General features: G+C 38.1%; 29 protein-coding genes, 1 other RNA gene and 1 riboswitch. Of the genes, 8 read left to right on the top strand and 22 right to left on the bottom strand.

Annotated features, from left to right (window positions below; all coding sequences use genetic code 11):
• Positions 1 to 14 precede the first annotated feature (14 nt).
• Positions 15 to 470, bottom strand: a complete 456-nt coding sequence (locus OK414_RS07070; protein ID WP_263045422.1) for a hypothetical protein — start codon at positions 468 to 470, stop codon at positions 15 to 17.
• Between the two features lie 196 nt (positions 471 to 666).
• Between OK414_RS07070 and OK414_RS07065 the strand changes: the two genes are divergently transcribed.
• Positions 667 to 795 carry a hypothetical protein gene (locus OK414_RS07065; protein WP_256656500.1) on the top strand — a complete coding sequence of 43 codons (129 nt, stop codon included), beginning with the start codon at positions 667 to 669 and terminating at the stop codon, positions 793 to 795.
• A gap of 44 nt (positions 796 to 839) precedes the next feature.
• Here OK414_RS07065 and OK414_RS07060 read toward each other — a convergent pair whose 3' ends face one another.
• The 13 genes from OK414_RS07060 to OK414_RS07000 all read right to left on the bottom strand — a co-directional run bounded on the left by OK414_RS07060 (position 840) and on the right by OK414_RS07000 (position 13,662).
• Positions 840 to 1,985 (bottom strand): THUMP domain-containing class I SAM-dependent RNA methyltransferase, encoded by a 1,146-nt coding sequence (locus OK414_RS07060; protein WP_216874199.1) that lies wholly within the window; start codon positions 1,983 to 1,985, stop codon positions 840 to 842.
• Positions 1,986 to 2,195: 210 nt separating this feature from the next.
• Entirely contained in the window at positions 2,196 to 3,863 is a 1,668-nt protein-coding gene (locus OK414_RS07055; protein ID WP_034653382.1) for a glycoside hydrolase family 13 protein, read from the bottom strand.
• Between the two features lie 132 nt (positions 3,864 to 3,995).
• On the bottom strand, positions 3,996 to 4,622 hold the full coding sequence (locus OK414_RS07050) for a response regulator (RefSeq protein WP_013082360.1): 627 nt from the start codon (positions 4,620 to 4,622) through the stop codon (positions 3,996 to 3,998).
• Positions 4,615 to 5,661: a sensor histidine kinase gene (locus OK414_RS07045; protein WP_216874197.1), complete on the bottom strand. Its 1,047-nt coding sequence runs from the start codon at positions 5,659 to 5,661 to the stop codon at positions 4,615 to 4,617. The genes OK414_RS07050 and OK414_RS07045 overlap by 8 nt, the downstream gene beginning before the upstream one ends.
• On the bottom strand, positions 5,658 to 6,386 hold the full coding sequence (gene liaF, locus OK414_RS07040) for a cell wall-active antibiotics response protein LiaF (RefSeq protein WP_034653386.1): 729 nt from the start codon (positions 6,384 to 6,386) through the stop codon (positions 5,658 to 5,660). The genes OK414_RS07045 and liaF overlap by 4 nt, the downstream gene beginning before the upstream one ends.
• Positions 6,387 to 6,521: 135 nt before the next feature.
• Positions 6,522 to 7,148 carry a PspA/IM30 family protein gene (locus tag OK414_RS07035; protein WP_013056142.1) on the bottom strand — a complete coding sequence of 209 codons (627 nt, stop codon included), beginning with the start codon at positions 7,146 to 7,148 and terminating at the stop codon, positions 6,522 to 6,524.
• A 36-nt stretch (positions 7,149 to 7,184) separates the two neighbouring features.
• On the bottom strand, positions 7,185 to 7,529 hold the full coding sequence (locus OK414_RS07030; protein WP_034653389.1) for a hypothetical protein: 345 nt from the start codon (positions 7,527 to 7,529) through the stop codon (positions 7,185 to 7,187).
• A 247-nt stretch (positions 7,530 to 7,776) separates the two neighbouring features.
• An RNA gene (gene rnpB, locus OK414_RS07025) (RNase P RNA component class B) lies at positions 7,777 to 8,165 on the bottom strand.
• Between the two features lie 63 nt (positions 8,166 to 8,228).
• Positions 8,229 to 8,561 carry a cell division regulator GpsB gene (gpsB, locus tag OK414_RS07020; RefSeq protein WP_013056140.1) on the bottom strand — a complete coding sequence of 111 codons (333 nt, stop codon included), beginning with the start codon at positions 8,559 to 8,561 and terminating at the stop codon, positions 8,229 to 8,231.
• A gap of 104 nt (positions 8,562 to 8,665) precedes the next feature.
• A complete protein-coding gene (locus OK414_RS07015) occupies positions 8,666 to 9,217 on the bottom strand; it encodes a DUF1273 domain-containing protein (protein WP_016763482.1) in 552 nt (183 codons plus the stop codon).
• Positions 9,218 to 9,280: 63 nt separating this feature from the next.
• Positions 9,281 to 9,790, bottom strand: coding sequence for a spore coat protein (locus tag OK414_RS07010; protein ID WP_034653393.1), 510 nt, complete (start codon positions 9,788 to 9,790; stop codon positions 9,281 to 9,283).
• Positions 9,791 to 10,136: 346 nt separating this feature from the next.
• Positions 10,137 to 11,387: a ribonuclease H-like domain-containing protein gene (locus tag OK414_RS07005; protein WP_034653396.1), complete on the bottom strand. Its 1,251-nt coding sequence runs from the start codon at positions 11,385 to 11,387 to the stop codon at positions 10,137 to 10,139.
• A 4-nt stretch (positions 11,388 to 11,391) separates the two neighbouring features.
• Complete coding sequence (locus OK414_RS07000) at positions 11,392 to 13,662, bottom strand: DEAD/DEAH box helicase (protein ID WP_034653399.1); 2,271 nt, start codon at positions 13,660 to 13,662, stop codon at positions 11,392 to 11,394.
• A gap of 121 nt (positions 13,663 to 13,783) precedes the next feature.
• Here OK414_RS07000 and OK414_RS06995 point away from each other — a divergent pair, with 121 nt between their 5' ends.
• The 3 genes from OK414_RS06995 (at position 13,784) to OK414_RS06985 (ending at position 16,158) form a co-directional block, all read left to right on the top strand.
• Entirely contained in the window at positions 13,784 to 14,035 is a 252-nt protein-coding gene (locus tag OK414_RS06995) for a hypothetical protein (RefSeq protein WP_013056134.1), read from the top strand.
• A gap of 149 nt (positions 14,036 to 14,184) precedes the next feature.
• The gene (locus OK414_RS06990) at positions 14,185 to 15,696 is read left to right on the top strand and encodes a diguanylate cyclase domain-containing protein (RefSeq protein ID WP_034653402.1); all 1,512 of its coding nucleotides are present in this window, start codon (positions 14,185 to 14,187) and stop codon (positions 15,694 to 15,696) included.
• A 150-nt stretch (positions 15,697 to 15,846) separates the two neighbouring features.
• Entirely contained in the window at positions 15,847 to 16,158 is a 312-nt protein-coding gene (locus OK414_RS06985; RefSeq protein ID WP_013056132.1) for a DUF6509 family protein, read from the top strand.
• A gap of 224 nt (positions 16,159 to 16,382) precedes the next feature.
• Here the strand turns inward: OK414_RS06985 and OK414_RS06980 are convergent, their stop codons facing one another.
• The 3 genes from OK414_RS06980 to OK414_RS06970 form a co-directional block, all read right to left on the bottom strand.
• Entirely contained in the window at positions 16,383 to 16,559 is a 177-nt protein-coding gene (locus OK414_RS06980) for a hypothetical protein (protein ID WP_162837670.1), read from the bottom strand.
• 104 nt (positions 16,560 to 16,663) lie between these two features.
• Entirely contained in the window at positions 16,664 to 16,867 is a 204-nt protein-coding gene (locus OK414_RS06975; protein ID WP_013056130.1) for a cold-shock protein, read from the bottom strand.
• Positions 16,868 to 17,152: 285 nt separating this feature from the next.
• Complete coding sequence (locus tag OK414_RS06970) at positions 17,153 to 17,320, bottom strand: hypothetical protein (protein ID WP_013056129.1); 168 nt, start codon at positions 17,318 to 17,320, stop codon at positions 17,153 to 17,155.
• Between the two features lie 111 nt (positions 17,321 to 17,431).
• On the opposite strand from OK414_RS06970, the gene OK414_RS06965 reads away from it, so the two are divergent.
• From OK414_RS06965 to OK414_RS06950, 4 genes are all read left to right on the top strand, one after another.
• Positions 17,432 to 17,977 carry a YhcN/YlaJ family sporulation lipoprotein gene (locus tag OK414_RS06965; RefSeq protein ID WP_016763474.1) on the top strand — a complete coding sequence of 182 codons (546 nt, stop codon included), beginning with the start codon at positions 17,432 to 17,434 and terminating at the stop codon, positions 17,975 to 17,977.
• A gap of 292 nt (positions 17,978 to 18,269) precedes the next feature.
• A complete protein-coding gene (gene putP / locus OK414_RS06960; protein ID WP_034653403.1) occupies positions 18,270 to 19,748 on the top strand; it encodes a sodium/proline symporter PutP in 1,479 nt (492 codons plus the stop codon).
• 228 nt (positions 19,749 to 19,976) lie between these two features.
• Positions 19,977 to 20,636: an SIMPL domain-containing protein gene (locus OK414_RS06955; RefSeq protein WP_016763472.1), complete on the top strand. Its 660-nt coding sequence runs from the start codon at positions 19,977 to 19,979 to the stop codon at positions 20,634 to 20,636.
• Positions 20,637 to 20,698: 62 nt separating this feature from the next.
• On the top strand, positions 20,699 to 20,965 hold the full coding sequence (locus tag OK414_RS06950) for a hypothetical protein (RefSeq protein ID WP_013082344.1): 267 nt from the start codon (positions 20,699 to 20,701) through the stop codon (positions 20,963 to 20,965).
• Here OK414_RS06950 and OK414_RS06945 read toward each other — a convergent pair.
• The 5 genes from OK414_RS06945 to OK414_RS06925 all read right to left on the bottom strand — a co-directional run bounded on the left by OK414_RS06945 (position 20,866) and on the right by OK414_RS06925 (position 25,776).
• Entirely contained in the window at positions 20,866 to 21,156 is a 291-nt protein-coding gene (locus tag OK414_RS06945; RefSeq protein ID WP_080967529.1) for a hypothetical protein, read from the bottom strand. The genes OK414_RS06950 and OK414_RS06945 overlap by 100 nt on opposite strands.
• A 133-nt stretch (positions 21,157 to 21,289) precedes the next feature.
• Complete coding sequence (locus OK414_RS06940) at positions 21,290 to 22,471, bottom strand: trans-sulfuration enzyme family protein (RefSeq protein ID WP_034653408.1); 1,182 nt, start codon at positions 22,469 to 22,471, stop codon at positions 21,290 to 21,292.
• Positions 22,455 to 23,600 (bottom strand): trans-sulfuration enzyme family protein, encoded by a 1,146-nt coding sequence (locus OK414_RS06935; protein WP_263045423.1) that lies wholly within the window; start codon positions 23,598 to 23,600, stop codon positions 22,455 to 22,457. The genes OK414_RS06940 and OK414_RS06935 overlap by 17 nt, the downstream gene beginning before the upstream one ends.
• A gap of 71 nt (positions 23,601 to 23,671) precedes the next feature.
• A riboswitch (SAM riboswitch) is annotated at positions 23,672 to 23,789 on the bottom strand.
• A 166-nt stretch (positions 23,790 to 23,955) separates the two neighbouring features.
• Positions 23,956 to 24,618, bottom strand: a complete 663-nt coding sequence (locus OK414_RS06930) for a hypothetical protein (RefSeq protein WP_014460954.1) — start codon at positions 24,616 to 24,618, stop codon at positions 23,956 to 23,958.
• 69 nt (positions 24,619 to 24,687) lie between these two features.
• A complete protein-coding gene (locus OK414_RS06925; RefSeq protein WP_404932064.1) occupies positions 24,688 to 25,776 on the bottom strand; it encodes a spore coat protein in 1,089 nt (362 codons plus the stop codon).
• Between the last annotated feature and the right edge of the window lie 92 nt (positions 25,777 to 25,868).

Raw genomic sequence — 25,868 nt, 5'->3', positions numbered from 1 at the left:
CCCTGCCTGTCCCATTATTCTATAGGATTATTTTTTAAAGCACGCTGAGGTTTCAGTTTCTCTACTACTAGATGTTGGTAAACGTACATTAAAGCAGCTTTCAACAGAAAGGTACCTAGCAAATGGTACTTTTTAAATGTGCCTACCCTAAAAAGCTTTGCACGGCTCATAGCTCGTTGAAAAGGATAAACAAAAAATGTATCTACGATTGCATTTAATAACATATACCTTCCAAAATGGCCATATGTGAACTTTTTAATCCATAAAGAACCTGCTAAAAATGGACCTAAAAGTAAAGCAGCTTCACCTGTTAGATATGGATGAGGAGGATTAGGGAATATCCACCACTTCTTTTTTTCAGCAATATAGCTTTCAACCATGATTAAAAAGGAAATAAACATAGTAGATGATAAATAGCGCTTAATATGCTGTCGTCCTATAAAAGGGATGGTTAACCATGAAAGAAGCATCAGCCCCCAAAAATCCCTGCTGATCGATTCTTTCTCATTTTATCGCCTCTTAGGTTTTAGTATGAGATTTCCCTTTCATAAATATGTTAGAAATAAGCTAATCATTTCTCGTTTTAGGCCTGCTATTGAAAAGAAATGAATACATATATTGCCCTGCTACTCGCCCATACTATAAAAAACATAATGGGGTGAGTATATGCATGATTATTATGACGGACTATATAAATACCTGCTTAATGCTACATTTTGGTTTATTTTATTAATTGTCGTGCTCGGTATAGGCATGTTTGGAATGCTAGCTTATCGAGGTTTTAAAAGAAAATAACGTACAAAAGCCAAGCTGGTTTTTACACCGCTTGGCTTTTGTATTTATTGATCGTTGCGTGGAGGACGAGGTCCCCAATATTGATAGTAGTCTGTTTTAATAAACCCGTTAAACAATTTGCGTTTTTTCGTTGCTTTTTTACCGTAGTATTGTTCAAATTGTTCATGAGATGTAAGCATATAAATCGACCACGTATCAAGCTTAGAAAACGCTTCGCCCATTTCAGCGTACATTTTTTCAACAGAAGGACGATCGCTTAAACGTTCGCCGTACGGAGGGTTACCAATAATGATTCCATATTCTTTCGGCGTCGTAAAATCGCGCACTTGCATTTGCTTAAATTGAATTAAATCTCCAAGTCCAGCTTCAAATGCATTTTGCTCCGCTACTTTTACCATACGATGGTCAATATCATGACCAGCAATATCTAGCACTTGGTCGTAGTTCGCTAAGTCTTCTGCTTCTTCGCGCGCTTTGTCCCAAATACTTGCTGACATCCATGGCCATTCTTCTGATAAGAAGTCACGGTTAAATCCTGGTGCAATATTTTGACCGATAAGCGCTGCTTCGATAGCAATTGTACCTGAACCGCAAAAAACATCGACAAACGGACGATCCGCATTCCACGGCGTTAGCATAATTAGAGCCGCTGCCAGCGTTTCTTTTAAAGGAGCTTCCCCTTGCCCCACGCGGTAACCGCGCTTATGAAGCCCTGCACCGCTTGCGTCAATTGTTAATGTAGCAACATCTTTTAATAGCGCTACTTCAATTTTAAACGTTGACCCTGTTTCTTCGAGCCATCCTGTTGTTTTGTTATAATGTTTTTTCATGCTGTCAACAATTGCTTTTTTCACAATGCTTTGACAATCTGATACGCTGAACAATTTAGATTTAACTGATTTTCCCGATACAGGAAACTGTGCATCTACGGGCAAATAATCTCCCCAATTTAATGCTTTTGTTTGTTCAAAAAGCTCATCAAACGTACGAGCTTTGAACTGTCCAACCTGCACTTTAATTCGATCTGCTGTACGAAGCCATAAATTGCAGCGAGCAATTGCGAGCTCGTCTCCTTCAAAGATAACCTTGCCATTATCTACTTCACATTCATATCCTAAAGCACGCACTTCTTTAGCGACCAGTGCTTCAATTCCCATTGCTGCTGTTGCAATAATTTTATATTTCGTCATTTTTCAACCTCATTTTGTTTCTAATTATCTACACTAAGTGTAAAAGTACCATATACATGCGCCGTAGTCAAAGCTTTCTCCGTCTTTTTATTAAAATGCAAAAACTGCTCGCTCTTGACAGAGCCAGCAGTTTCTTCACCTATGTCGCCTATAAATGTGTTTTTAAAAGCTTTTCACTTTAAAAATTGCGCAATCGGTTGCTCAACTTGTTTATGAAAGTAAGTATACACGTGTTTCATATGGGTGCAGCGTACATTTTTCAAGCGTTTCATTTTTATCCAACGGATAATTATGAATCAGCACTTCTCTGTTTGAAAACGAGCTCTCTGAAGGAAACTCGAACGTTTGATTTTTCGGTGACATATTACAAATAATAACAGCGGTTTTACCTTCTAATGTTCGCGTATACGCGTAAATAGCGGAATCTTCTTCTGCCAATAGCTTATAAGTTCCATACACCAGCACATCATGCTGTTTTCTAATTTTAATGAGCTGTTTGTAAAAATTCAGTACCGAATTTTCATCACTTTTCTGCTCTTCTACGTTAATATCTACGTAATTTGGATTCACCTTCATCCAAGGGGTACCAGTAGAAAATCCTGCATTTCTTTCTGTATTCCACTGCATTGGCGTTCTTGAATTATCGCGGCCTGTTTCCCAAATTACTTTCATAATCTCGTCATGTGTATCGCCTTTTTCACGCTGAATACGGTAGTAGTTAATCATACCAACATCATCATAATCGTCAATAGAATCAAACTTAACATTGGTCATTCCAAGTTCTTGTCCTTGATAAATAAACGGTGTTCCTTTCATTAAAAAGTATAGTGCAGCTAAGCACTTTGCACTTTCCACTCGGTAAGCTACGCTGCCGAATTTATTTACAGAACGAATTTGGTCATGATTTTCTAAATATAAAGCGTTCCAGCCGTTGATTTTTTCTAAACCATTTTGCCAATTAGTTAAAATCGTTTTTAACTCGATTAAATCAAGCGGTTTTTCTTCTCCTTTATCCCACAGTCCCATATGCTCGAACTGAAAAATCATATTGAAGTTTCCGCCATCTTCAGCTACCCACTCATCTGCGCTGTCCGATGTTACACCATTTGCCTCTCCAACCGTCATAATATCATATTTGGCAAACGTATTTTCTTTTAGCTCTTTTAAATGTTCTTGAATTCCCGGTCGATTCATATGCCCTTCAAACGATGGCACATAATCTAGTTTTTCAGGGTTCGGTAGATCTGGGAAGCCGGCCACTTTCTTAATATGCGAAATAGCATCTACACGAAAACCATCAATTCCTTTATCTAACCACCAGTTAACCATTTCATAAAGCTCATGACGTACTTTTTCATTTTCCCAGTTTAAATCGGGCTGTTTTTTAGAAAATACGTGCATGTAATATTCTTTTGTCTTCTCGTCGAACTCCCAAGCTGATCCGCTAAAAATAGATTCCCAGTTGTTTGGCTCTTTTCCATCTTTACCTTCGTGCCAAATATAATAATCACGATATGGATTCTCTTTAGAAGACCTGGATTCTAAAAACCAAGGGTGTTCATCTGAAGTATGATTAATAACTAAATCCATAATCAGCTTCATTCCGCGATGGTGAACTTCATCTAGCAGCTCATCAAAGTCTTCCATTGTTCCGAAATCTTTCATAATATCTTTATAATCACTGATATCGTAGCCATTATCGTCGTTAGGAGACTGATAAATCGGGCAAATCCAAATGACATCAATTCCAAGATCAGATAAATAGTCTAATTTTGAAATAACCCCTTGAATGTCACCAATTCCGTCACCGTTTGAATCCATGAAGCTTCGCGGGTAGATTTGATACGCAACAGCTTCTTTCCACCATTTCTTTTCCATGTGCTCAACCCCTCAAAATAGTGCTTTTACGTAAGCGTTTGCCTTTACGCATATCGCTATTTTATAATGAATACATGCAAAAAAATAGGTTTTTCACAAAAAAAATCGTTATTCTCTTTTGAATAACGATTCTCACTGCGCTAATTTGTGTTTAAAGGCGTAGATGACGGCTTGAGTCCGGTCTTGTACATCCAGCTTACTTAATAAATTGCTCACATGTGTTTTTACCGTCTTTAGCGCAATAAATAATTCGTCTGCAATCTCTTGATTTGTTTTGCCTTGTGTCATTAGCAGTAAAATTTCCATTTCACGAGCTGTCAGTTCTTCATGAGGTAAAGACGGTTTTCTCATTTTAGACATCATTTTACCGGTTACTTCGGGCTCTAATACAGATTGCCCCTCATATGTACGGCGAATAGCAGCTGCAATTTCTCCTGCTTTAGACGTTTTTAATAAGTAGCTTGTTGCCCCTGCCTCTAGAGCGGGATATACTTTTTCATCATCTAGAAAGCTAGTGACAATGATCACTTTCGCTTCTGGCCACTGCTTAATCAGTTGTTTTGTTGCTTCAATCCCGTCCATTTCTTCCATGACTAAATCCATTAAAATAATATCCGGGCGCAGCTGAAGCCCTAATTCAACGGCCTGTTGGCCGTTTGCTGCTTCAGCTATTACATGAATGTCTGCTTGAGCCGACAAATACGCTCCTACGCCAATACGAACCATTTCATGGTCATCCACTAACAGTACATTAATCATTTTGCTTCTCCTCTCTTTCTACTAACGGTACTTTTACTTCTAGCTTTGTTCCCTTGTCGGGCAAGCTAATAATTTTTAATAGGCCCCCAATTTCAATTGCGCGTTCGTACATATTTTGCAGTCCGTACGATCCGACTTTTTCCTTTTCTACATCAAAACCAACTCCGTTATCAACAATACGTAAAATAATGGAAAAATCACGTTTAATCAGCAGCACATCTAAAGCTGTTGCATTGGCATGACGCAGCGTATTTGATACGGATTCTTGCAAAATTCTAAACAAGTGGTCTTCAATGCCTTTATCAAGTTCAAATGCTTCTATTTTCCAATTTAATTCAAGCGGTACTTTTTGAGCAAGCTCATTCATCAGTTCTTTCATTCCAGCCTGCAGCGATTTTCCTTTTAATGCTGCAGGACGAAGATGAAGAAGCAAAGCCCTCATTTCAAGCTGTGATTGGTTAATCATTTTTTCAACCATCTTTAATTGCTTAGCTTCAGAGTCTTGTAGCGTAAGATTGGACTCCGTAATAGCAGACATAAGCATCGAAGCGGCAAATAGCTGCTGACTAACGGAGTCATGCAGTTCTCTAGCAAGCCGATTTCGTTCCTGAGAAACAATTTCTTGCACTTGCTTTTGCTGATTTTCCACTTTTTCCGTTGCCATCTTTTGAGATTGCTGTGCTTGAAGAATCATTTTATAATCTACTTTATTTAAACGGCTTATAATTCGAGACGTTTCTTGAATAAGCGGTTCATTTGCCGACATATACCGGTGGCCATTTTCTATTTCATATAATCGGTTTTCAACATATGTCCACTGCTGTCTCCACATAAACCCCATGATTCCTCCAATCACGCTTCCAATCGTAAGGCTCAAACTGAAGGAAAACAGCACAAAAGGCATCCCCAATACGCTTGTTTTCCATAAGTCGCTAAGTTGAAAAACAGGATATGCAAAAAACACGGTAAGGAGCACGGATACAAATACAAAAAAACTTAGGAAAATCCCCCATAATAACTGCCGTTGAAGAATACTCATATCCTTTGCACCTCTAAATCTCCAATCACAACAGTTGTAACAATCTTCACCCTATGAGCAGATTGATCAAATCCCTCTGTTTTGATAGACAAATTTTCATTGAACGAAAAGCCGCGCTGATGTCCAAAAACCGTTACGTTTCCTGCTAGTTTAGAATGATTCACAGATACTTCCGTTTCGTAAGGAATGAGCACTTTAATATTTCCAAACACTTGACGAATAAAAATAACCGCATCGCCTTTTGGCAGAACGGTATTGCTTAAATCAACCACAATGTCTCCCCATACGCTTTGAATATTAATATCATCCCATTCGTATACGGAGTCTTCGGTTCTTTGACTACCAAGAAGTTTATTCGTCAAAACCGGCCGGACCTGCACCAAACTTTGGTTTGGCTGCTGGGTAAATTCGTCAGTTGGTCTGAATTCAACCGGATGCTTTCTTGATTGAATAAATCTAAGTAAAAAATACAGAAAAAGAGCAATAATTAAAAACTTAAAGGCAACTGTATTAAATATATTCAACACAAGCCCAATAACGCCAATCCAAAATAAAATGCGCCCTAGTTTTCTTCTCATTTTTTTTCGCCCAATATACATGAACGCACCGGCAATTAATACAGAAAAGATCAAGCCGCTGTGAAAAAACATAATTTCAATAAACAGGACAAATAAACTGCAAATAAAAATGAACATAAGAAATTCTGTTTTGTTTACGCTTTGCACAGCTCTCTCTCCCTTCTCCTCGTAGATGACATAGCGTTCTTTGGATGCTGCAGGTATCTATTCTCTCACCTTAAAAAGACGCAGAAACCTACGCCTTTTTTAGAATACCATGTTTTATGCAGAAACACTGATTTTTTACGATGATTTTACTCTTTTTTCTAATTCAGCAATCTTGCTGTCTACCGTTTGTCTATAGTAATTTGTATTAATTTGATTTTCAAGCTGGTCAATATAGGTTTCCATTTCGTCAAACTGGCTGTAAGACGTATAAGATGCTTCTGTTTTCATTACTGAATTCATACGATGATGCGCACGAGCAATATTTTCGCGCCCCATTAGTTCCATACGGCGAATATGCATATCTTTTACCTTATGCTTCATTTCTTCATACTTTTGTTCAAGCTCTTCTAACTGCTTGGATGCATCTTCATAAGATTCTTTTACGCGCTTTGCTCTCTCTTCGTAGTGAGCATGTTCTTTTAAAATAAATTCATGTAATTCCGCTTCTTCAGCTGCTTGTGCTACTTGTGCTTGCTCATGGCGCTTTTTCATCATATCAAGGGCCAGATGATATTCGCGATTAAACTGTTCTTTTAACGTGTGCTGTCGCTCAACAAGCTGCCTTACCTTTTCGGTCTCCTGCTCGCATTGACGCAAATAGTGGTTTAGTGCAGCAATTGGATTTTTTTGTTCTTTGTGATCAAGTAATTGATGAAGGTCTGCAGAAATCGTTTCTTTCATTCGAGTAAATAAGTTTCTCATTTTGTTCATCTCCTTAGATAATAAAGTGAAATTTTATTATTTTTGATTTAAGTCAGCCCACTGACGTTCAAAGTGCTTAAACGGATCTTCTTTTTCCGTTTTTATAGAGCTGCTGCTGTTCCACTTTTTATATACAATATAAAGTACGACTGCTGCGATGATACCTGCAAGGGCCGGAAGGTTTGAAACGGTTGTTAAGAGTACGACAACACCAATAAACCCCCAGAGCCATTTTTTAAAGGGGGTCTCTGCTTTAACAAACCCTTTAAATGCTACGTACAAAATAACCAAGCCAAGTGCAAGCCCTACCATCGGACCGGCATTTGCAAAAAGAACGATAGCAGCTACCGCTCCAATCAAAAACAAACCAACTTTTTGCATTTTGTCTCCTCCTTTCGCTTATCTATATACTTAGTTTAAGGATTATGACGTTTTTTCAAAACGAGCTAGAGCTTTATTTTCTCCTAAGACCTGAGGCTGACAACAAGCTCAGTCTGATTGTACAAAAAAATGACAGCTTATGATAAGCTGTCATTTTGACATAAAAAAAGCTCTTCCATTATACGAAGAGCTGGGTTGGATTAAAGTATAGTGTATAACAACAAGTGTCGATTGCTTTTCAATAACGTTCTGTAAGCCATGTTTTGTACCATTGTACTGCAAGCGGCTAGCTACCTCGTACTCCGGTGGCAATTATCTATCTACAAAATGTAACCATTTTGTCCTTCCTTCCGTTCAGTTCCTTCCAGAAAGTTCCCCTACCATTATTTGGGTTTCTCGCTCGAGGGGTTTACCTCGTTCCACTCTTACCATTTCTGATAAGACTTCGTCACTGTGGCACTTTCAGAGTAGTCAAGCCATATCTTAAAAAGACTTAGGCTTTTTCCCCGCCGTTAGCTTTTAACAGCTACCCTAGCTTATGACTTCGCTAGGCACGAACACTACAGACATCGCAGTCTGTGCGAGCATGGACTTTCCTCTACATCCTCATATGTGATGCAGCAATTACCCGAACGTTATTGATAACGACTTTCCTTAGTATAATAAAAATAGGAGTTGAATGCAACTCCTATTTTTAGGTTATTCGTATAATTTACTTCCAAACACATGTTTTTCTAAGTTCGACAAACGTTTTAAAATATCAAAGTTTGTCGTACCCGCTTGCTGCTGCTGTTGAGCCGGCGGCGGGGTAAACGAAGGTTGTTGCGGCTTTTTAGATAACTCTTCTACTTGCTTTTTTAAGCGTAAATTTTCAGTTTGTAATGCTTCAATTTCTTCATGAAATGCTTCATAATCTTTAATAACAGAATCTAGATACTTATCTACTTCTTCTTGATTATAGCCTCTCATGCCTGTTTTAAATTCTTTTTCTAAAATTTCTTTGGCCGTTAAACGAATTTTATCAGCTAACATCTCTATCACCTCGAATACGATAAACCTTATCTTTATTATAATTCATTTTTTCAAAAATAGCTTCAAATGTCAATTTATCTTTTAAAATGTTTCACCAAATGGCGTTAAAAAGACGAAAATTTTTCTTCATCCACGATATCCTGTAAGTCGTGAGACGTCACCATTATAATAGGGTATTCTTCTCGTTCAGCACGTTTTTTAGCCGTTTCTAACATATATTTAGGACTTCCTTCGTGCTCTTCGTCGTAAACTAAACAAATACCTTCACTTTTTTCTACTAAAAACTGATTTTTTAACCGAAACTGTGCTGGACTTTCATATTTCTTTTTTGTGATGCTATCTACATAATCTGCTTGACTTAAGACGAATTCATACAATTCTTTATTGGCTTCATTCCATTTTTCTTCTTGCTCCAAAAATGGTGTTAAAACAGCTAACTGAAGCTCGGGATAATCCAGCTGGAGATCAAATACCACTTCCGCTGCCCAAATCTCTACTCCTAGCTGGCCACTAATCAATACCCATTCTAATCCATCTTCTACTAATTCCTGTAATTTTTTATAGAGCGCTTTTTTTATGTATGTAATGCCTTGATGTTTTTCATTAAAAATCCCAAGTTCGAATGGCTTATAACCAGTAACCGTCAGCACCTTCATTATATAACTCCTTTGTAACAAAATAGAATAGGAACTGATGTAATCAGCTCCTATTAACGTACATTATCTAAAATACCCTGAATTAGGTCCTTGATGCGCGCCTTTTGTATGACAGCTTCCTTGGCCGCAACCTTTGTGTCCCGGATAACTAGCACCTGCTACTTGACCTGGGTAGCCTCCTTGACCTGGATAACCAGCTCCCCCTACTTGACCTGGGTAGCCTCCTTGACCTGGATAACTAGCACCTGCTACTTGACCTGGGTAACCTCCTTGACCTGGGTAACCAGCACCTGCTACTTGACCTGGGTAGCCTCCCATTTGACCTGGATAGCCTGCTCCCCCTACTTGAGTTGGATATTGCTGCGCACCGCCAAAAAACTGTTGATTTGAAGTTTCATTTACAACAGATTGCGTTTGCGGGAAGTAATGTACGTGCTTCACATTTGTATGATTCACCAATGTATTATGACTTGGATGAATGTGAGGTACAACTACCTCCTGAGAAGTAAACTGCGTGCAACATTTTGTTGGATGCACAATTGGTGGCATACATTTTGTTGGTCTTGGATACATATCCTTTTTCCCCTTTCACTGTTTAGTTATTACACTATTACAATATGTGAAGGGTAGTGTACATGTACTAAGACAAACACCTATTTTTGGCCTACATAAAGGAGTTATACGAATTTTTCAAACTGCTTAAGACAATTACTGTTAAACAAATTAATGCGAAAAATGATACTAAAATCACATTTTTCATGAGGCCTCTCTCCATCTCACCAAAGTTCTGTTTTTAAGCTGTAAGAATAAGTCTTACATTGACTAATTTTATCAATGACTGAAAAATAGAACAATATAAAACATCCACAAAAACGAAAGAATAATAATTCTGAATATTTTAAAATAAATCAGCTGAAGTCTATGCTTTAGCTGATTTATTTTTTAGTCTAAGAAGTCTTTTTTCAAGCGCTTCCTTCGACGTTTTTTTAGTCATTTCTCTGAGTTGATTCCACTTTTCCAAGGCGAGCTCAGTATATAGAAGTGCTTGATGCACATCTTTGAGACGATGCTCACAAATTTTAGCTAGCTCAACCAATGCTTCTATAGCGACGTCACCTTCACATGTTTGAACCAAGGGTTCAAACATGTCCACTGCCTCTTTCCAGCTCTTCTCTTTTTTATAATGATAAGCCATCGCTAGCTGAGCTTTTTCATGCTCTTCTTTTTCTTTTTCCGCTACGCCCTGATAAAGAGAGAAAGCGTGCTTATTCTCCCCTAACTGCTCATACCACCTTGCTACTTCATATGTTTCTTTTTCTGTAAACTCCTCACTAGTAAGGAGATGTTTTGATAAATGAATGTATAAGGTGATAAGTGATAAAATATCATGTTCATTATGTTTCATAATGTCGAATAAGCCTCTTGGATTTTTCGTTTCAATAAAATCAAAATAAATCATGGGAGCTAAGAAACCTGGAATATCATCAACTCGTTCAATTCCAAGTATTTCTTTTTCGACATTCGCAAGCTTAACCGAATTCATTTTGTGTTTCCACAGCCTTCTTGATGCATGCAGTAAATCAAAGTGACCGAACTTAGGCAGTTTGGGCAAATGATCTCTCAATAGTGTATGACGAGTCTTCACATGAGGCCAATCGAAAGATTTCCCATTATAAGTCACAAGCGTCGTATAGTCTACTTCTTTTAAGAAACTTTCGTAAAATGCTACTTCTCCGCTTGGCTCTGTTAATATATGTTGACGAAAAACGACGGAATCTTTTAGCACCCTTGCATATCCTAGCAAAAAGATAGTTGTTCCCGTACCTGTACTAAGCCCCGTCGTTTCCGTATCAAAGAAAAATAAATCTGAATATGTGCGGCCTTTTGATGAAAGCGGATGAGCAACTGTAGACCCATTCCATACTTCCACTACTTTTTTCAGCTCATTAAATTCATAATGTCCATGCTTGTAGTCGAGCGGGTAAACCACCTCTCTTATCATACAGTAGCTGTCTTCCGCAAAGTAAGGAACAGCATGATTTCCCTTCCATTCCTGCTCATAGGGAATAGACGCGCTTTTAGGTTGCTGCGGGTTACTTTCAACCGGCGGCTTTGCTTCTGTAACGTGAAGATGCTTTTTCATACGGTTTAATTTATTTTTAAAAGACAAGAGTTCACCTACTTTGCAGTTGTTGTAGCAGCACGAGCGCATCGCTTTTTGCGTGTTCTCCCTGTGCTTCCATACCGATACAAGACGGACAGCCGCTTTCGCAAGAACAATTTACAATTAATTGATTGGTTTGACTTAGCACATCATTCATTTGTTCGTACACTTTGTCACTTAGCCCAATGCCTCCCGGGTATCGATCATATAAGAAGATAGTCGGCTGTTCGTTGTGCACCGCTTTTACCTGGGGCACTACATGTAAATCAGACGGATCGCACATCACCATAAGCGGTGCAATTGACTGAAGGGCATTTGCCACGGAAATGAGCGCTTGTTCCAATCGTTCTTCAGATTCGTAAAACTGTTCTTTTTCAAAGCTTAGCCACACGGCATTTGTATGAAGCTCTTCTTCTGGAAGTGAAATGGGACCTGACCCTATGTTTTCATGCGTCTCAAACTTTATTTTTTTAAATATCGTAGCCATAGCGCTGACCATTACATCGCCATAACCAATTGAATATGTTCTCTCCATCCGTTCTTTATCAGCTTCTAGCACCTTTAAGTTAACTGCTAAGTTTGCATCGGTGAAATAGTCTACATCGACTTCACGAACATACGCTTTTTTCTCATCCCAGTCCAAGTATTCTACTTGATACTGAATGCCTTGATGCAAGTAAATCGCCTCATCATGAAGAAGCGTCATGGCACTAAACCGATCCATTTCTCCAATTACTTTCACATTTGCAACGTCCGATTGATCAATAATGACAACATTTTCTTGGGATGCAGAACGCAGACTGATATTATGAGCTGGGAACGAATCGTTCATCCAGTACCATTTGTCTCCGCTAAAATGAATCACTCGCTCTTCTTGCAAAAACTCCAGCACGTCTTCAATTTCTACCCCCTCAAATGTTTCTCCCTGCTTAAACGGCAGCTCATAGGACGCACATTTTAAATGATCGACTAAAATAACAAGATTATCAGGATTAATTCGAGCTGTTTCTGGGTTTCTGCTAAAAAAGTAGTCCGGATGCTGAATCATATACTGATCAAGCGGACTTGAACTTGCGACCATCACAATGACGGCTTCTCCGTGACGTCTCCCTGCTCGTCCTGCTTGCTGCCAAGCGCTTGCAACCGTGCCTGGATAACCTGTCATCACACACACCTGCAGCTGCCCGATATCTACTCCTAGCTCTAAAGCATTCGTACTGACTACCCCGTAAATACTTCCCTCTCGAAGTCCTCTTTCTATTTCGCGTCGCTGCTTCGGCAAATATCCTCCGCGGTACCCTTGAATAGACTTATTTTGAAGCTGGTTTTTTACGAGCTCCTGCAGATACGTTAAAATAATTTCCACTCGTACTCGGCTTCGTGCAAATACAATCGTTTGAATTTTATTTTTCAAAAACTCTCCTGCAATATTTCGCACTTCAAGCGTAGCACTTCTTCTAATGTTTAACGGTTTATTAACAATAGGCGGGTTATAAAAAATAAAATGCTTGCGGCCGCTAGGCGCTCCGTTGTTATCTACTAACATAACATGAGCTCCCGTTAAATGTTCAGCGAGTTCTTTTGGGTTAGCGATGGTCGCTGATGTACAAATAAAGATAGGATTGCTTCCATAGTAGCGGCAAATTCGCTTTAACCTGCGTATAACGTTGGCTACGTGGCTTCCAAAAACACCGCGGTACGTATGAAGTTCATCAATCACAATGTACTTCAGGTTTTCAAACAGTGATACCCATTTAGTATGATGAGGTAAAATAGCTGAATGAAGCATATCTGGATTCGTAATAACAATATGACCTGCTTTTCTTACCTTTTGACGGATATTTGCCGGAGTATCTCCATCATACGTGTAGCTATTGATTGGTACTTCCATTTCTTCAATGATTTCATTTAATTCACTTTTTTGATCTTGGGCAAGCGCTTTTGTTGGAAACAAATAAAGAGCTCTAGCCTGATCATTCTCCATAATACTTTGGAGTACCGGCAAGTTGTAGCACAATGTTTTCCCCGATGCTGTCGGCGTCACAGCCACAACATTCTTCTTAGATGTCGCCAAATCAAACGCTGTTTTTTGATGCGTATAAAGCGAACCAATTCCTCGGTTCTCAAGTGCTTGCCGCAGTTTCGTATGCAAAGAAGCCGGAAATGGCGCAGTTTTAGCTTCTTTCTCTTCGATTGTATGCCAATGAACAATATTTTTCTGATATGACGGATTCGTTTGTAAGATATCCATTACTTCTTGTAAGTTTTTTCGTATTCTCATTTTCATCACCTGCTTCTATTTTAACGAATGAACGTTCGATAGAAAACCATAAGTTTTTGTATGTTTTTGGGGGATTCGGACATGGTATTAATACAGTAAATTTTTCAAGGAGATGTTAAAAATGGGAAGCCCTTATCTTTGCCCTAGCTGCAAAACAAATCGAACGCGCTTTAATATCATTGAACAAAATGCAAAACCTGTAAAAATGGACCCAAGAAGCGGAGACGTCGTAGAAGAATACACAAACGATACGCTCGATGCCTTTCACGCTGCTTATAACGGACCGCAAAAACGTATTCAGTGCGGAGCTTGCGGCTTAGTAGAAGATGAGACCATGTTTGTACGGCATGCTGAATCCAATAAACTTCAATAAAAAGGTGAGGCTCTTTGGCCTCACCTTTAATCATGTAAATCTTTATGCTTTTTCTTGATCAAAAAGCAGACATTCTCATCTAAAAAATTCATGTCTTTTCTTATATAAACATGCTAAAATACCTAAAAAAAGATATGGAGATGATGGTCATGTCATTTCTTCTTTCGCTTTTACCTTTCTCCTTTCTGAAGAAATATCGTTTTCCTTCCGGAAGAGAAGTTAATAAAGATAAAATGTTCGATAAAACGAATGCAGAGATGCTTCAACAGAGAGTCAAGCTAGTTTCACTTGCTCTTGTAGTTTCCTATCCTATTTATATTTATATAGGGTTTTCTTTACTTCAACATGCGGGGACATCTCAGTTTAGACATACACTAATTGGTATTCATTTCACTAGTTTTGCTATCTCCTCTCTTTATTTATTTTTCTATTATGTTAGTAAGAGAAAAGAACGGTTTGCTAACTACTTAAGCACCATTGTATATGGCTATATATTTTATTACGTATTTGCTGCAGCCCTTTCTACTATTAACAGTCAGCTTTTCACAGGTCGCGTAGACGTGTATATGATGCTTTTGATTTCCACAGCTGTTTTATGTCCTATGAAATTAAAACATCTGTGCATCATTTTTATTCCTAACCATCTTTTTTTACTATACGGCTTATCACGATATGTACCAGATTCTTTTTCTCTTATTTCAAAGCAGATCAATACAACTGCAGCAGTTGCTATCGCTTTACTTATTTCATACATTCTTTATACATACCGTCACAAAGAATATATGAATCATTTACAGCTAAAAGAAAGCGAACGTAATTTTTTTACGCTGTTCAAAATTAATCCCTATCCTTTACTATTAACGAGATTATCCGACCACAAAGTGCTGCTCATTAACAATAAAGCTATTCATTTTTACAATCTTGCTTCTCAAGATCTTGATCAAATAGACGGGTTTATAATCTATCCTACCGATGAAGATCGAGAGGATATTTTAAAACGTCTTCAACAAGAGAAATATGTAAAAAACTACATCCTAGAAGCACGTGAACATGGAGATTCTAAGTGGGTTATGATCAATTATGAATTACTAGAGTATCAAAGCGAAAGCTGCATACTCGCAGGTATTACCGATATAACCGATTTAAAAGCAGTAGAGCATGAATTGAGCTTGCACGCTTCAACTGATATGCTAACGGGAATTTTAAATCGAAGAAGCGGAATGGAAAAACTGCAGCTGGAACTGCTGAGAGCTAAAACCAATGATACACCTTTTCTATTATGTTTTATCGATATTAATTCTTTAAAACTAGTAAATGATCAATACGGTCATAGAGAAGGCGACTGGGTTATTAAAACAATTGCAGAATCAATTAGTGGTTATATTAGCAAAGATGATACGCTCTTTCGGTACGGAGGCGATGAGTTTTTATTAATGGCTCCTGAACAAACGGAAGAATACGTACAAAAGCTGTGGCAAAATATTAATGAACAGCTAGAAAATAAAAAGAAAGAATTTAATAAGGCATATGCACTGTCTGCGAGTTACGGATTTATTATATGTGCGCCTTCAGACGACGCCAACCTAGATACATTAATTCAAAAAGCAGATGCTGCCATGTATAAGCAAAAACATACGCGCGTTTCTTCCGCCTTTAAGTAAATCATCGAAGTCCTTGCGCCATCGATTCGCTAAATAGAATGATCAAGGAATAAATCCGTGCATGAATTACGCCTGCACTTTCTTTCTTTGCAAAGAAAAACTATAATAGATGATGCAAGCATTTTACTGATATATGGAAAGGACGTACATATGTTTACAATTAAAGAATATACAGCTGAACAATTGCAGGATCCATTTGGTCTCCTTCTAGGTGAACGCTATGAATTTCATTTATACATTGAGGTAGAAGAAGATGATGAATTATATACGGGCAACGACCTAGCACTACGCTTAGTATATATTAAAGGCGAAGATAACACTTCTATTGCCCAAACTCATTTTTACGAAGTTTCAACAAATAAAGTATTAGACTTCGACCTTGAAGAAGAGGAAGAAGAAGCTGTAAAAGAGTTTTGCGGGAAGCACTTACCTTCAGAGGAAGGTACAAATAACGAGGAATAATTAAAAGAGACTGGGACAAACGTATTTTAGTTGAAGGAAAATCCGAACGATGAATCGAGATTCTTGGTGGAGAATCAAACTCGTTCGGATTTTTTCATTGGTAGAGTGAACATAGGTTTTATGTATGTAACTGCTTCTAGCTGTTGTGTAAAAAACGATCCCTACTAGCTCATTTATCTCATTTGTTCGTCTGTAGATTGAATTGATTGCGTTATGTCCAATCCTCATTTTTGATTTCGTTTTTCCATTAGCTTTTTAACTACTTCTTTTGGCTCCCAGCATGTAAACTGATAAGAAGGACGGGTTTCATAGCCTAGTCTTTTGCATCGATACTTCATTCCCTTATCCAATTTAATGCTTCGAAAATGTTCACATGTGGCACAGCAATGAAATGAACTCATGCCTTCCCTTCTCCCCTACTTTAATCTATTTTCTTAATCATACAAATAAAACAAATTTGTATAAAAAAAGCTGCCTATCGGCAGCTTTCATATGTAGCGTTGAATTATAATTTTACAACATTCTCCGCTTGAGGTCCACGTTGACCTTCAACGATTTCAAATTCAACTTTTTGGCCTTCTTCTAATGTTTTGAAGCCTTCAGATTGGATAGCTGAAAAATGAACGAATACGTCATTTTCGCCTGGTACTTCGATAAAACCGAAGCCCTTTTCACTGTTAAACCATTTTACTGTACCTGTAGTAGCCATGTAAAAAACCTCCGAAAATGTAAAAATTTTAATATGTTAATCTATATTTACATTTATACCGTAAATAAAAAATTCACATATTATAAAAGAGACCTACGCGAAGTAGATCTCCTTTATAACAAGTGAATTTTCACTAAATCTAATTCGAGTGTATGGTCAAGCGTAGTATTCATTACATTTATTAAATTTGGTTGCGTTTACATTATACTATACCTATATGTAGAATGCAAATATTGGGCCATTCTTAGCATATGGCTCAGCCGTTTTGCAAAATATTGATCTTCCTTACGTCAACATGTTATCAATATGGGCATCGATAATTTCTTTTCGTTTATTTTGCAGGGTCTCAAATAATAACTTAGCTTCTTCTGAAGTTAGTGCAAACGTTGTTGTTTCTTCATGGTTTTCTTCTTTTGTATGAAGCACAAATATGCTTTGTTGAATTCCACTCATACATATTCCTCCTTTTTCGATAGTATAGGCTTTTTTATATTTTTCATGTATGCTTCACACGTTTTTAACAAATTATAAGAAAGGTTAAAACTTATAAGGAGTGATACTATCATGAAGAAATCGTTTTTGTTTGTTGTAGGCTGCATGACGACCCTTTCTTTATTCGGCTGCAGCACAGCAGATCAAGGTAAAGATGGCGTCATTGATGATGATACAGTCCGCAACGTCACATATGAAAATGGAAACAATAAAACGAAAATGAATGACGTAAACGATACGCAAGATGTACAGCGTAACGAAAAAGAACAATATAACCAGTCGGGCGGAATGAGAGTAGCCGATGTGGCTGCTGATCGTATCGTAGCGTTAAAAAACGTTAAAGATGCTAACGTAATCGTAACCGATCATACAGCTTACGTAGCAGCTGTATTAGACGATAACAAAGAAGGTAATCTCACAAAAGATATGGAGCATAAGATCGCACATGAAGTGAGAAAAGCTGACGGCAGTGTTCATCGAGTGTTTGTATCAACAAACCCTGACTTTGTAAACCGTATGAACGGATATGTAGACAAGCTTCAAACCGGCAAACCAGTCTCTGGACTATTTGACGAGTTTTCAGAAGTTGTTCGCCGCGTATTCCCGAACTCACGCTAATATACATGAATGTCAAAAGAGCATTTTATAAAATGCTCTTTTCATTTTACCTATTGCATAAAATATTGCATAAAAAATGCGCTTGTAAATTTCTGAATATTTTTATTTTACTTTATTTCGAAAACGTTTTCATCTCTATAATATAAAGGTTTAGGGGATTTTAGACTTAGGTAATTTACGGTTTTGTGGGTTGATAGTAAGGGAAAAGTTTGTTAGTTTTAGAAACCATAAGATGTTTGCATGGCGAGCAGTGCTCGTTTCGTGCATAAAAAATGCATAAAGGGGAGATTTGGTGGATATTGGTGTTTATATTTCACTGGGCATTTATTTTGTAGGAATGCTTGGAATAGGATGGTATGCCTACACAAAAACAACTCAAGACGTATCGGGTTACATGCTAGGCGGACGCGGACTAGGTCCGGCCGTTACTGCGCTTTCAGCTGGCGCTTCAGATATGAGTGGATGGATGTTAATGGGGCTTCCAGGATCCATGTATGTGACAGGTCTTTCAAGTTTATGGCTTGCAGTAGGTTTATCTATTGGTGCTTATTTAAATTATTTAATCCTCGCTCCGCGTCTTCGCACTTATACGGAAGTAGCGAATGACTCCATTACAATTCCAGACTTTTTTGAAAACCGCTTTGGCGACCATGCCAAGATTCTTCGAACAGTATCAGCGATTGTTATCTTTATTTTCTTCACTCTTTACACTTCAGCTGGTATGGTATCAGGCGGACGATTGTTCGAATCGGCATTTGGTGTGAATTATCAAATTGGCTTATTTGTAACAGCATCTGTTGTTATTGCCTACACCCTTTTCGGCGGATTTTTAGCCGTTAGTTTAACAGATTTTGTTCAAGGTGTTATTATGTTTCTTGCCTTAGTTTTAGTACCTATTGTAGCTTTCACCAATGTTGGAGGCGTTAACACAACAATAGATATTGTACAGGACATTAATCCAGCATATCTTGACATTTTTAAAGGTACGACCGTTTTAGGTATTATATCTTTCTTAGCCTGGGGACTTGGCTATTTCGGGCAGCCTCATATTATCGTTCGCTTTATGGCTATCTCTTCTGTTAAGGAGTTAAAACCCGCACGTCGTATTGGAATGAGCTGGATGATTATTTCTATTATTGGTGCTATGCTGACAGGACTTGTTGGGATTGCATATGTAGAAAAAACAGGTATGAAACTAGCAGATCCTGAAACTATTTTTATTAAATTTGCGGATATACTCTTCAATCCGTTAATTACTGGATTCTTATATGCAGCTTTACTAGCGGCAATTATGAGTACCATTTCTTCTCAGCTGCTTGTAACGGCAAGCTCTGTTACAGAAGACTTTTATAAAACATTTTTCCGACGCAAGGCCTCTGACAAAGAGCTTGTGACGGTTGGAAGAGCTGCGGTTTTAGGTGTTGCAATTATTGGCATTTTGCTTTCTTTAAAACCTAGTGATACGATTTTAGGGCTGGTTGGATATGCTTGGGCTGGATTTGGTTCAGCTTTTGGTCCTGCTATTTTACTAAGTCTTTACTGGAAGCGTATGACTCGATGGGGAGCACTTGCAGGGATGATTGTAGGTGCTGCTACAGTATTAATTTGGGTAAATACTCCATTGAAGGATGCCCTTTACGAAATGATTCCTGGGTTCTTTTTAAGCTTATTAGCTGTTATTATTGTAAGTTTACTAACAAAGAAACCGTCAAACGATGTTCAAAATCAATTCATTGAAATGAAAGAAATCTTAATAAAAGAATCGAAATAAACAAAAAGAAGCTGAAGAAAAGTATGTTAGTTGAAGGAAGATCCGAACGAATTTGATTCTTGATGAAGAATCAAATTCGTTCGGATTTTTTTATTGGTATGGTGAATGTAGGTTTCATGTATGTAGGTGCTTCTAGCGGTTGATTTAGTTATGTCTCAATCTCTTTTTGTTTTTAATCTCCTTTTCTTATCATATATATACTAAAGATCAATAAAGGAGGTTTTTGGTATGCAACATTCTTATTTCCCTTATGAACCTACACAGCAACTGCGCGTAGATACACAAAATAGAGAAATTAAAGTAATTGGGGAAGGAAGTGTTTCAGCAGTTCCCAATGAAATTTCCATGACGATTGGAACCCGCACGGAAAATCGAGACGTTCAAGAAGCCTTAAAAGAAAATTCAGCTGTTTCAAATACTTTGCTGCAAGAGATAAAAAAACTTGGAATCAATGACCAGCAAATTGAAACAGCTTCGTTTACCATAAACCCTAAATATGATTACAGTGATGGAAAATCGACTCTTACAGGATACGAAGTACAGCACTTATTTAGAGTAAGAGTACAAGATGTAAAACAAGCTGGCGATGTCTATAACGCTACTTTTTCAAGCGGAGCCAACGTAGCGCAAGATCTTCAATTCCACGTTACAAATGATGATAAATATGAACAAGAAGCGATAAGTAAAGCTTTGCTTAACGCTAAAGAAAAGGCCTTTACCATTGCCAACACGCTGCAGCTCCCTATTAACCAAATCCCCATTTTAATCGAAGAAGGCCCCGTCTATCAGTCATCTGGCTCCTCGCCTAAGTTATTAGCAGCCTCTCCCCCTATTCAAGCTCAGTCCTTGACTGTATCTGCTTCTGTAAAAGTTACGTACACGTATTAATACTTATGGTAAACTATAGATTATTATAATGAAGAAACTAATTTAAAGGAGCTCTTTGCACAATGACTTCTGAACATTTACTAGCAGCTTATCAAACCCTATGGTTGAACCGTTCGTTCGCTTCTAAACAAGCCATGACAAGTGAAGATCAGCTTCACGAAGCCATTATGAAGGATTTAAAAGATGAAATGACTCATCCACGCGTCCGGCAAACACCGTATGTAAAATATCATCTTGGCATAAAAAGAATTCTAAACAGCAGTCTTTCCTCTGATGAAAAAGTTGCGCTTACGTCCCTATACACAAACCTTTTAGATAGCTGTATATAACGGATATCAATCCAGTGTAAAGACGAACAAATGGGATAAAGGAGCTGAACGGCTTGTGACACCGCGGTTGATTTCCGTGCAAGACTTCGCTTTCCGCGGGCGGCCGATGAGCCTCCTCGTCGCTTGTGCTCCTGCGGGGTCTCACCCCTTCCGCTTTTCCCGCAGGAGTCTTCGCCTTGCCCTCCAATCAACCGCTAGAAGCAACGAAATAGATGAAACCTACGTTCACCGTGACAACAAAAAACAAGAACTATTAATCAGTAATTTTGATTAATAGTTCTTGTTTAACTTTAACTAGAATACTTTTGTCCCAGTCTCTTTTCTTTATTTAATTAACGCCTTTTCTTCTAAGCTTTGAAAAACAGCGTTAAAGTCTTGCTTCAAATCCTCGAATTCCTCTAACCCTACTGAAAGGCGAAGAAGTGAATCAGTAATTCCTTTTTCTTCACGCACTTCTTTTGGGATACTCGCATGAGACATTGTTGCAGGATGCGTTAGAATGGATTCAACTGCACCTAGACTAACACCAATTGAAGCCAATTTGACTCCTTGTAAAATATGTCGCGCTACTTTTTCATCCTGTACTTGGAAAGAAATCATAGCTCCATATCCATTTGCTTGTTCTGAAATCAGTTTGTGGTCTGGATGACTTTTTAAACCCGGGTAGTATACACGGCTCACTAGAGATTGTTCTTCAAGCCACTTTGCAAACTGCAGCGCTGTTTTTAACTGCTGATCTAAACGAACTTTTAATGTCTTAATTCCTCGAAGCAGTAAAAAACAATCCTGCGGTCCTAAGATAGCACCAAAAGCATTTTGTACAAACTTTACTTCTTCTGCTAGCTTTTCATCGCTTACCACAACTAGACCGCCAATGACGTCACTGTGACCGCTGATATATTTTGTAGCACTATGAATCACAATATTTACGCCAAGGTCAATCGGCTGCTGTAGATAAGGTGTTAAAAACGTGTTATCCACAATTGTAAGGAGGTTGCGCTCCTTCGCCAAACTTGCTACTGCTTTAATATCCGTTACCTGTAAAAATGGATTTGAAGGGCTTTCGATATAAATAGCCTTCGTATCTTTTGTGATAGCTTCTTCTACTTTCTCAACCTTCGTTGTATCAACAAAAGTTGTTTTGATACCAAACTTTGAAAATAACCGTGTTAATACACGATATGTCCCGCCGTACGTATCATGTGAAACTAAAATTTCATCCCCTGATTCAAAAATAGATAACACCGATGAGATAGCAGCCATACCTGATGAAAAAGCAAAACCAGCGTATCCATTTTCTAGCTGAGCAATGCTGTTTTCTAAAGCCTCACGAGTTGGATTTCCTGAACGAGAATAGTCATAGCGGCCGTTGTTCGTCTCATCTTCTTGGTTAAATGTAGATACCTGATAAATAGGTACGTTAACCGCTCCAAAATGACCGTCAATTCCTGTATTTGCATGAATTAAGTTCGTACCAAATCTATATTTATTATTGTTGGTATGCATCAAATGCCTCCTTCAAATCTTTAATTAAATCATCTGCGTGCTCAATTCCAACTGATAATCGCAGTAAACAGTTTGTTACTCCGACACGATTTCGAATTTCTTCCGGAATATCAGCATGTGTTTGACGAGCTGGGAATGTCATTAAACTTTCCACGCCCCCTAAGCTTTCTGCAAATGTAATAACTTTGACATTTTCTAAAAGTACTGAAACGATGTCAGGGTGTGAGACAGCAAAAGAAATCATGCCTCCAAATCCAGTTGCTTGTTTCTTCATGATTTCATAGCCTGGATGTGTTTCAAGACCAGGGTAATACACTTTTTCCACGAGATCATGAGCAGTAAGCCAATTTGCAATTTTCAGTGCATTTTCATTATGCTTTTCCATACGAAGCGCTAGCGTTTTAACACCGCGTAATAACAGCCAGCTATCCTGTGGACCTAAGATTGCCCCAGCTGCATTTTGATAAAAACGAATTTTCTCTCCTAAGCTACTACATCGAGCCACTACAAGACCAGCAACTACATCATTATGACCCCCAATGTATTTGCTTGCACTATGTATCACAATATCTGCTCCAAGCTCTAAAGGACGCTGATAATAAGGGGACATGAAGGTATTGTCAACGATAGTAAGCAAATCATGCTGTTTAGCTAACGCAATTGCTTCTGGCAAATCAGTCACGTGCATCATTGGATTCGTAGGTGTTTCAATAAATAAAGCTTTCGTATTGGGACGAAGCGCATCTTTTACTTGTTCGAGATGGGCTGTGTTGACGTATGAAACAGTAATTCCTTGCTCTGAAAAAATTTCATTTAGTACTCGGTACGTTCCTCCGTATAAATCCTCTGATACAATTAAATGATCTCCGTTTTTAAATAGTGCTAAAACTGCCATTACCCCCGCCATTCCTGAAGCGAATGCTACTCCTACTTCTCCTTTTTCCAAAGCAGCAATTGCTTCTTCCAATGCTGCACGAGTAGGATTTGCCGTACGTGCATAGTCAAATCCTGTACTTTGCCCTAAAGCAGGATGAGCAAATGTTGATGCTTGGTAAATGGGTGTTGTAATAGAACCTGTTGAAGGGTCACGGCCTACTCCTGAACGAACTAATAATGTTTCAATTTTCATCTATTTCTCTCCTTAACTCAAAATAAAAAACACTCTTCACAGATGGAAGAGTGTTCGTTTATACACGATTTCTCTCATCTGTTAGAACAATACTGATGTTCCACAGGAATTAGCACCGTTCAAATGAATGTTTCATTTGATGGTTGCCGGGCATCGCAGGGCCAGTCCCTCCGCCACTCTGGATAAGAGTTCTATATAATTGTTGGTGATTAACGTTTGTTGTTAATAACTTTAATAAAGATTTTCTGTATTGTCAACATAATTTTCTAAAAAATTTAAATCGTCTCATTTGTTTATTCAATATACTTGTCCTGATAAGCACATAAAAAAAGAGACGAAAGCGAGGTCTCTTTTTCTAAGGCAAGTGTACAGATTTTACGTGAGCTAACTTCCAATACATACTTTCTCCATTTGCCGTAATTAGTTCAACAATATTATTAGAAACTTCTTTAAGTACGCCAATTTTTTCTGATTGATCCCCTAAATCTAATACAACCAGTTGATTTTCATATTTTTTAAGCTGCTCTTCAAAGTTTCTGACAAAAGGTGCAGAGGCAGGTCTTACTGGGAGCTCTTTGTCACTTAAAGAATAAGGGGTTAACTCATTACTGTAAGGGGTAAGCCATTTCAAATGATGCAGAGAAACAAAGACATTTTTATACACTGGAGAATAAAACACAAGATAATCATTCAGCACGCTTGTAATATAGCCATGCAATGATTTTCCTCCTGTTACATAAATTTCAATAAATTTCCCTTTTGCCTGCTGTAAAATATTACGATAAGAAATCCGCTGACTTTCTTCTATTAAGTTCTCTTCTATTTCACGTAAAACCGTATAGTCTTCTTCTGATACTTCCCGCAAACGATGCATGTGTAAAAGAGGAATATACAAATAATCATGTCCATTATACAAAACCATAATATCTAATCCAAGATCAATAAGTCTGCCAACAAATGTCGTTTTACCTGAAATATCTAACTCTACAATTTTATTGATATAATGATTCATACTCATTCTCATTCTCCTCCTTTTTCCTATATGATAGAAAAGGTGCTTTATAAGCACCTTTTATGTTCCATTTCATCATGCTTTCCAACGATAATTTTTCGTTTTAATAACTTTCTCGGCCGGTGCTGAAGAGCGTGAACCCGTACGGCGTCCTCCCGAGCGATCACCTGTGCGGCGTCCTCGAGAACGATCGTCTGTGCGTCCACCCGTGCGGCGTCCTGTACGTCCACCTGTGCGGCTTCCCGTACGTCCGCCTGTGCGACTTCCCGTACGTCCGCCTGTGCGTTCTTCTGTAGACTTCGCAGCTTCAGTCTCTCCATTTTCTTCTGTTTCTTCATTATTTTGATTGTTATCGTTTTGCTTAAAAGCCCCTTTTGCTCCTACACAAATGGTTTTAACGTGTCTTGGCTGTAAGCGTAATACTTGATTATTCTGCACAAGTGTAAATGTACCATTTCGGCTTTGTACTAACACGCCCTCTACAGCTTCAGGTCCTCCATTATTGATTGATACCCATTTATGAGAAAGGTGGGCAAAAAGATCGTTAAAACTTTTGGATTTCATATATTCTGGTTCTTGGCTCACTAAGAGTTCATTTGCAGATTGACTAGTTTGATTTCCATTGTTGTTTTGATATTCACTCACACTCTTAACGTGTTCAGTATTAATATAGATGACACCGTCGTCCTCTGTGAGTAATACTATATAAGCAGATTCAAATGAACCTAAGACATCAAGAAGCTGACCTGCTTTTTTCTCAGGTCCACCTTGGTTAACCTGCACATATTTAGTTTTCATCAATGATAAAGTTGTAGCAAAAGTTTTTCCTCGATATAATTCTAATTCTGCGCTAATTCCAGTAAACGTTTGTGCCGAATTTGACATAGTATCTTCAGTGATACTTTTTACATGGGCTAAGTGATAATATACAAGTGTATATTCTTGTTGATTATTATTTTGGTTATTTTGGTTGTTTTGGTTGTTTTGGTTGTTATTTTCACCATTATTGTTATTATTGTTATTGTTGCTTTCCACTGCTAAGATTAAATAATCTGATTGCACGTCAACTAAATAACCTGTTTTAGATTCAGGTCCTCCACGATAAACGGTCACCACTCTTCCTTTTAGGGGTTTGAAGTGAGAAGAATAGCCTTTATCAGGCATTTGTATATTTCGGCTGCGTTTTTGGCTTGATTTTTGGCGCGGATTTTGATTTTGCCCTTGTTCTTGGCCATAGTAATAGTTACTCATTGTTT

Origin of the sequence: Priestia sp. JV24 (genome assembly GCF_025910025.1) — a bacterium.
GTDB classification, from domain to species: domain Bacteria; phylum Bacillota; class Bacilli; order Bacillales; family Bacillaceae_H; genus Priestia; species Priestia megaterium.
Note: the sequence above shows the minus strand (reverse complement) of the source record. Positions and strands in the feature narration are given on the sequence as shown.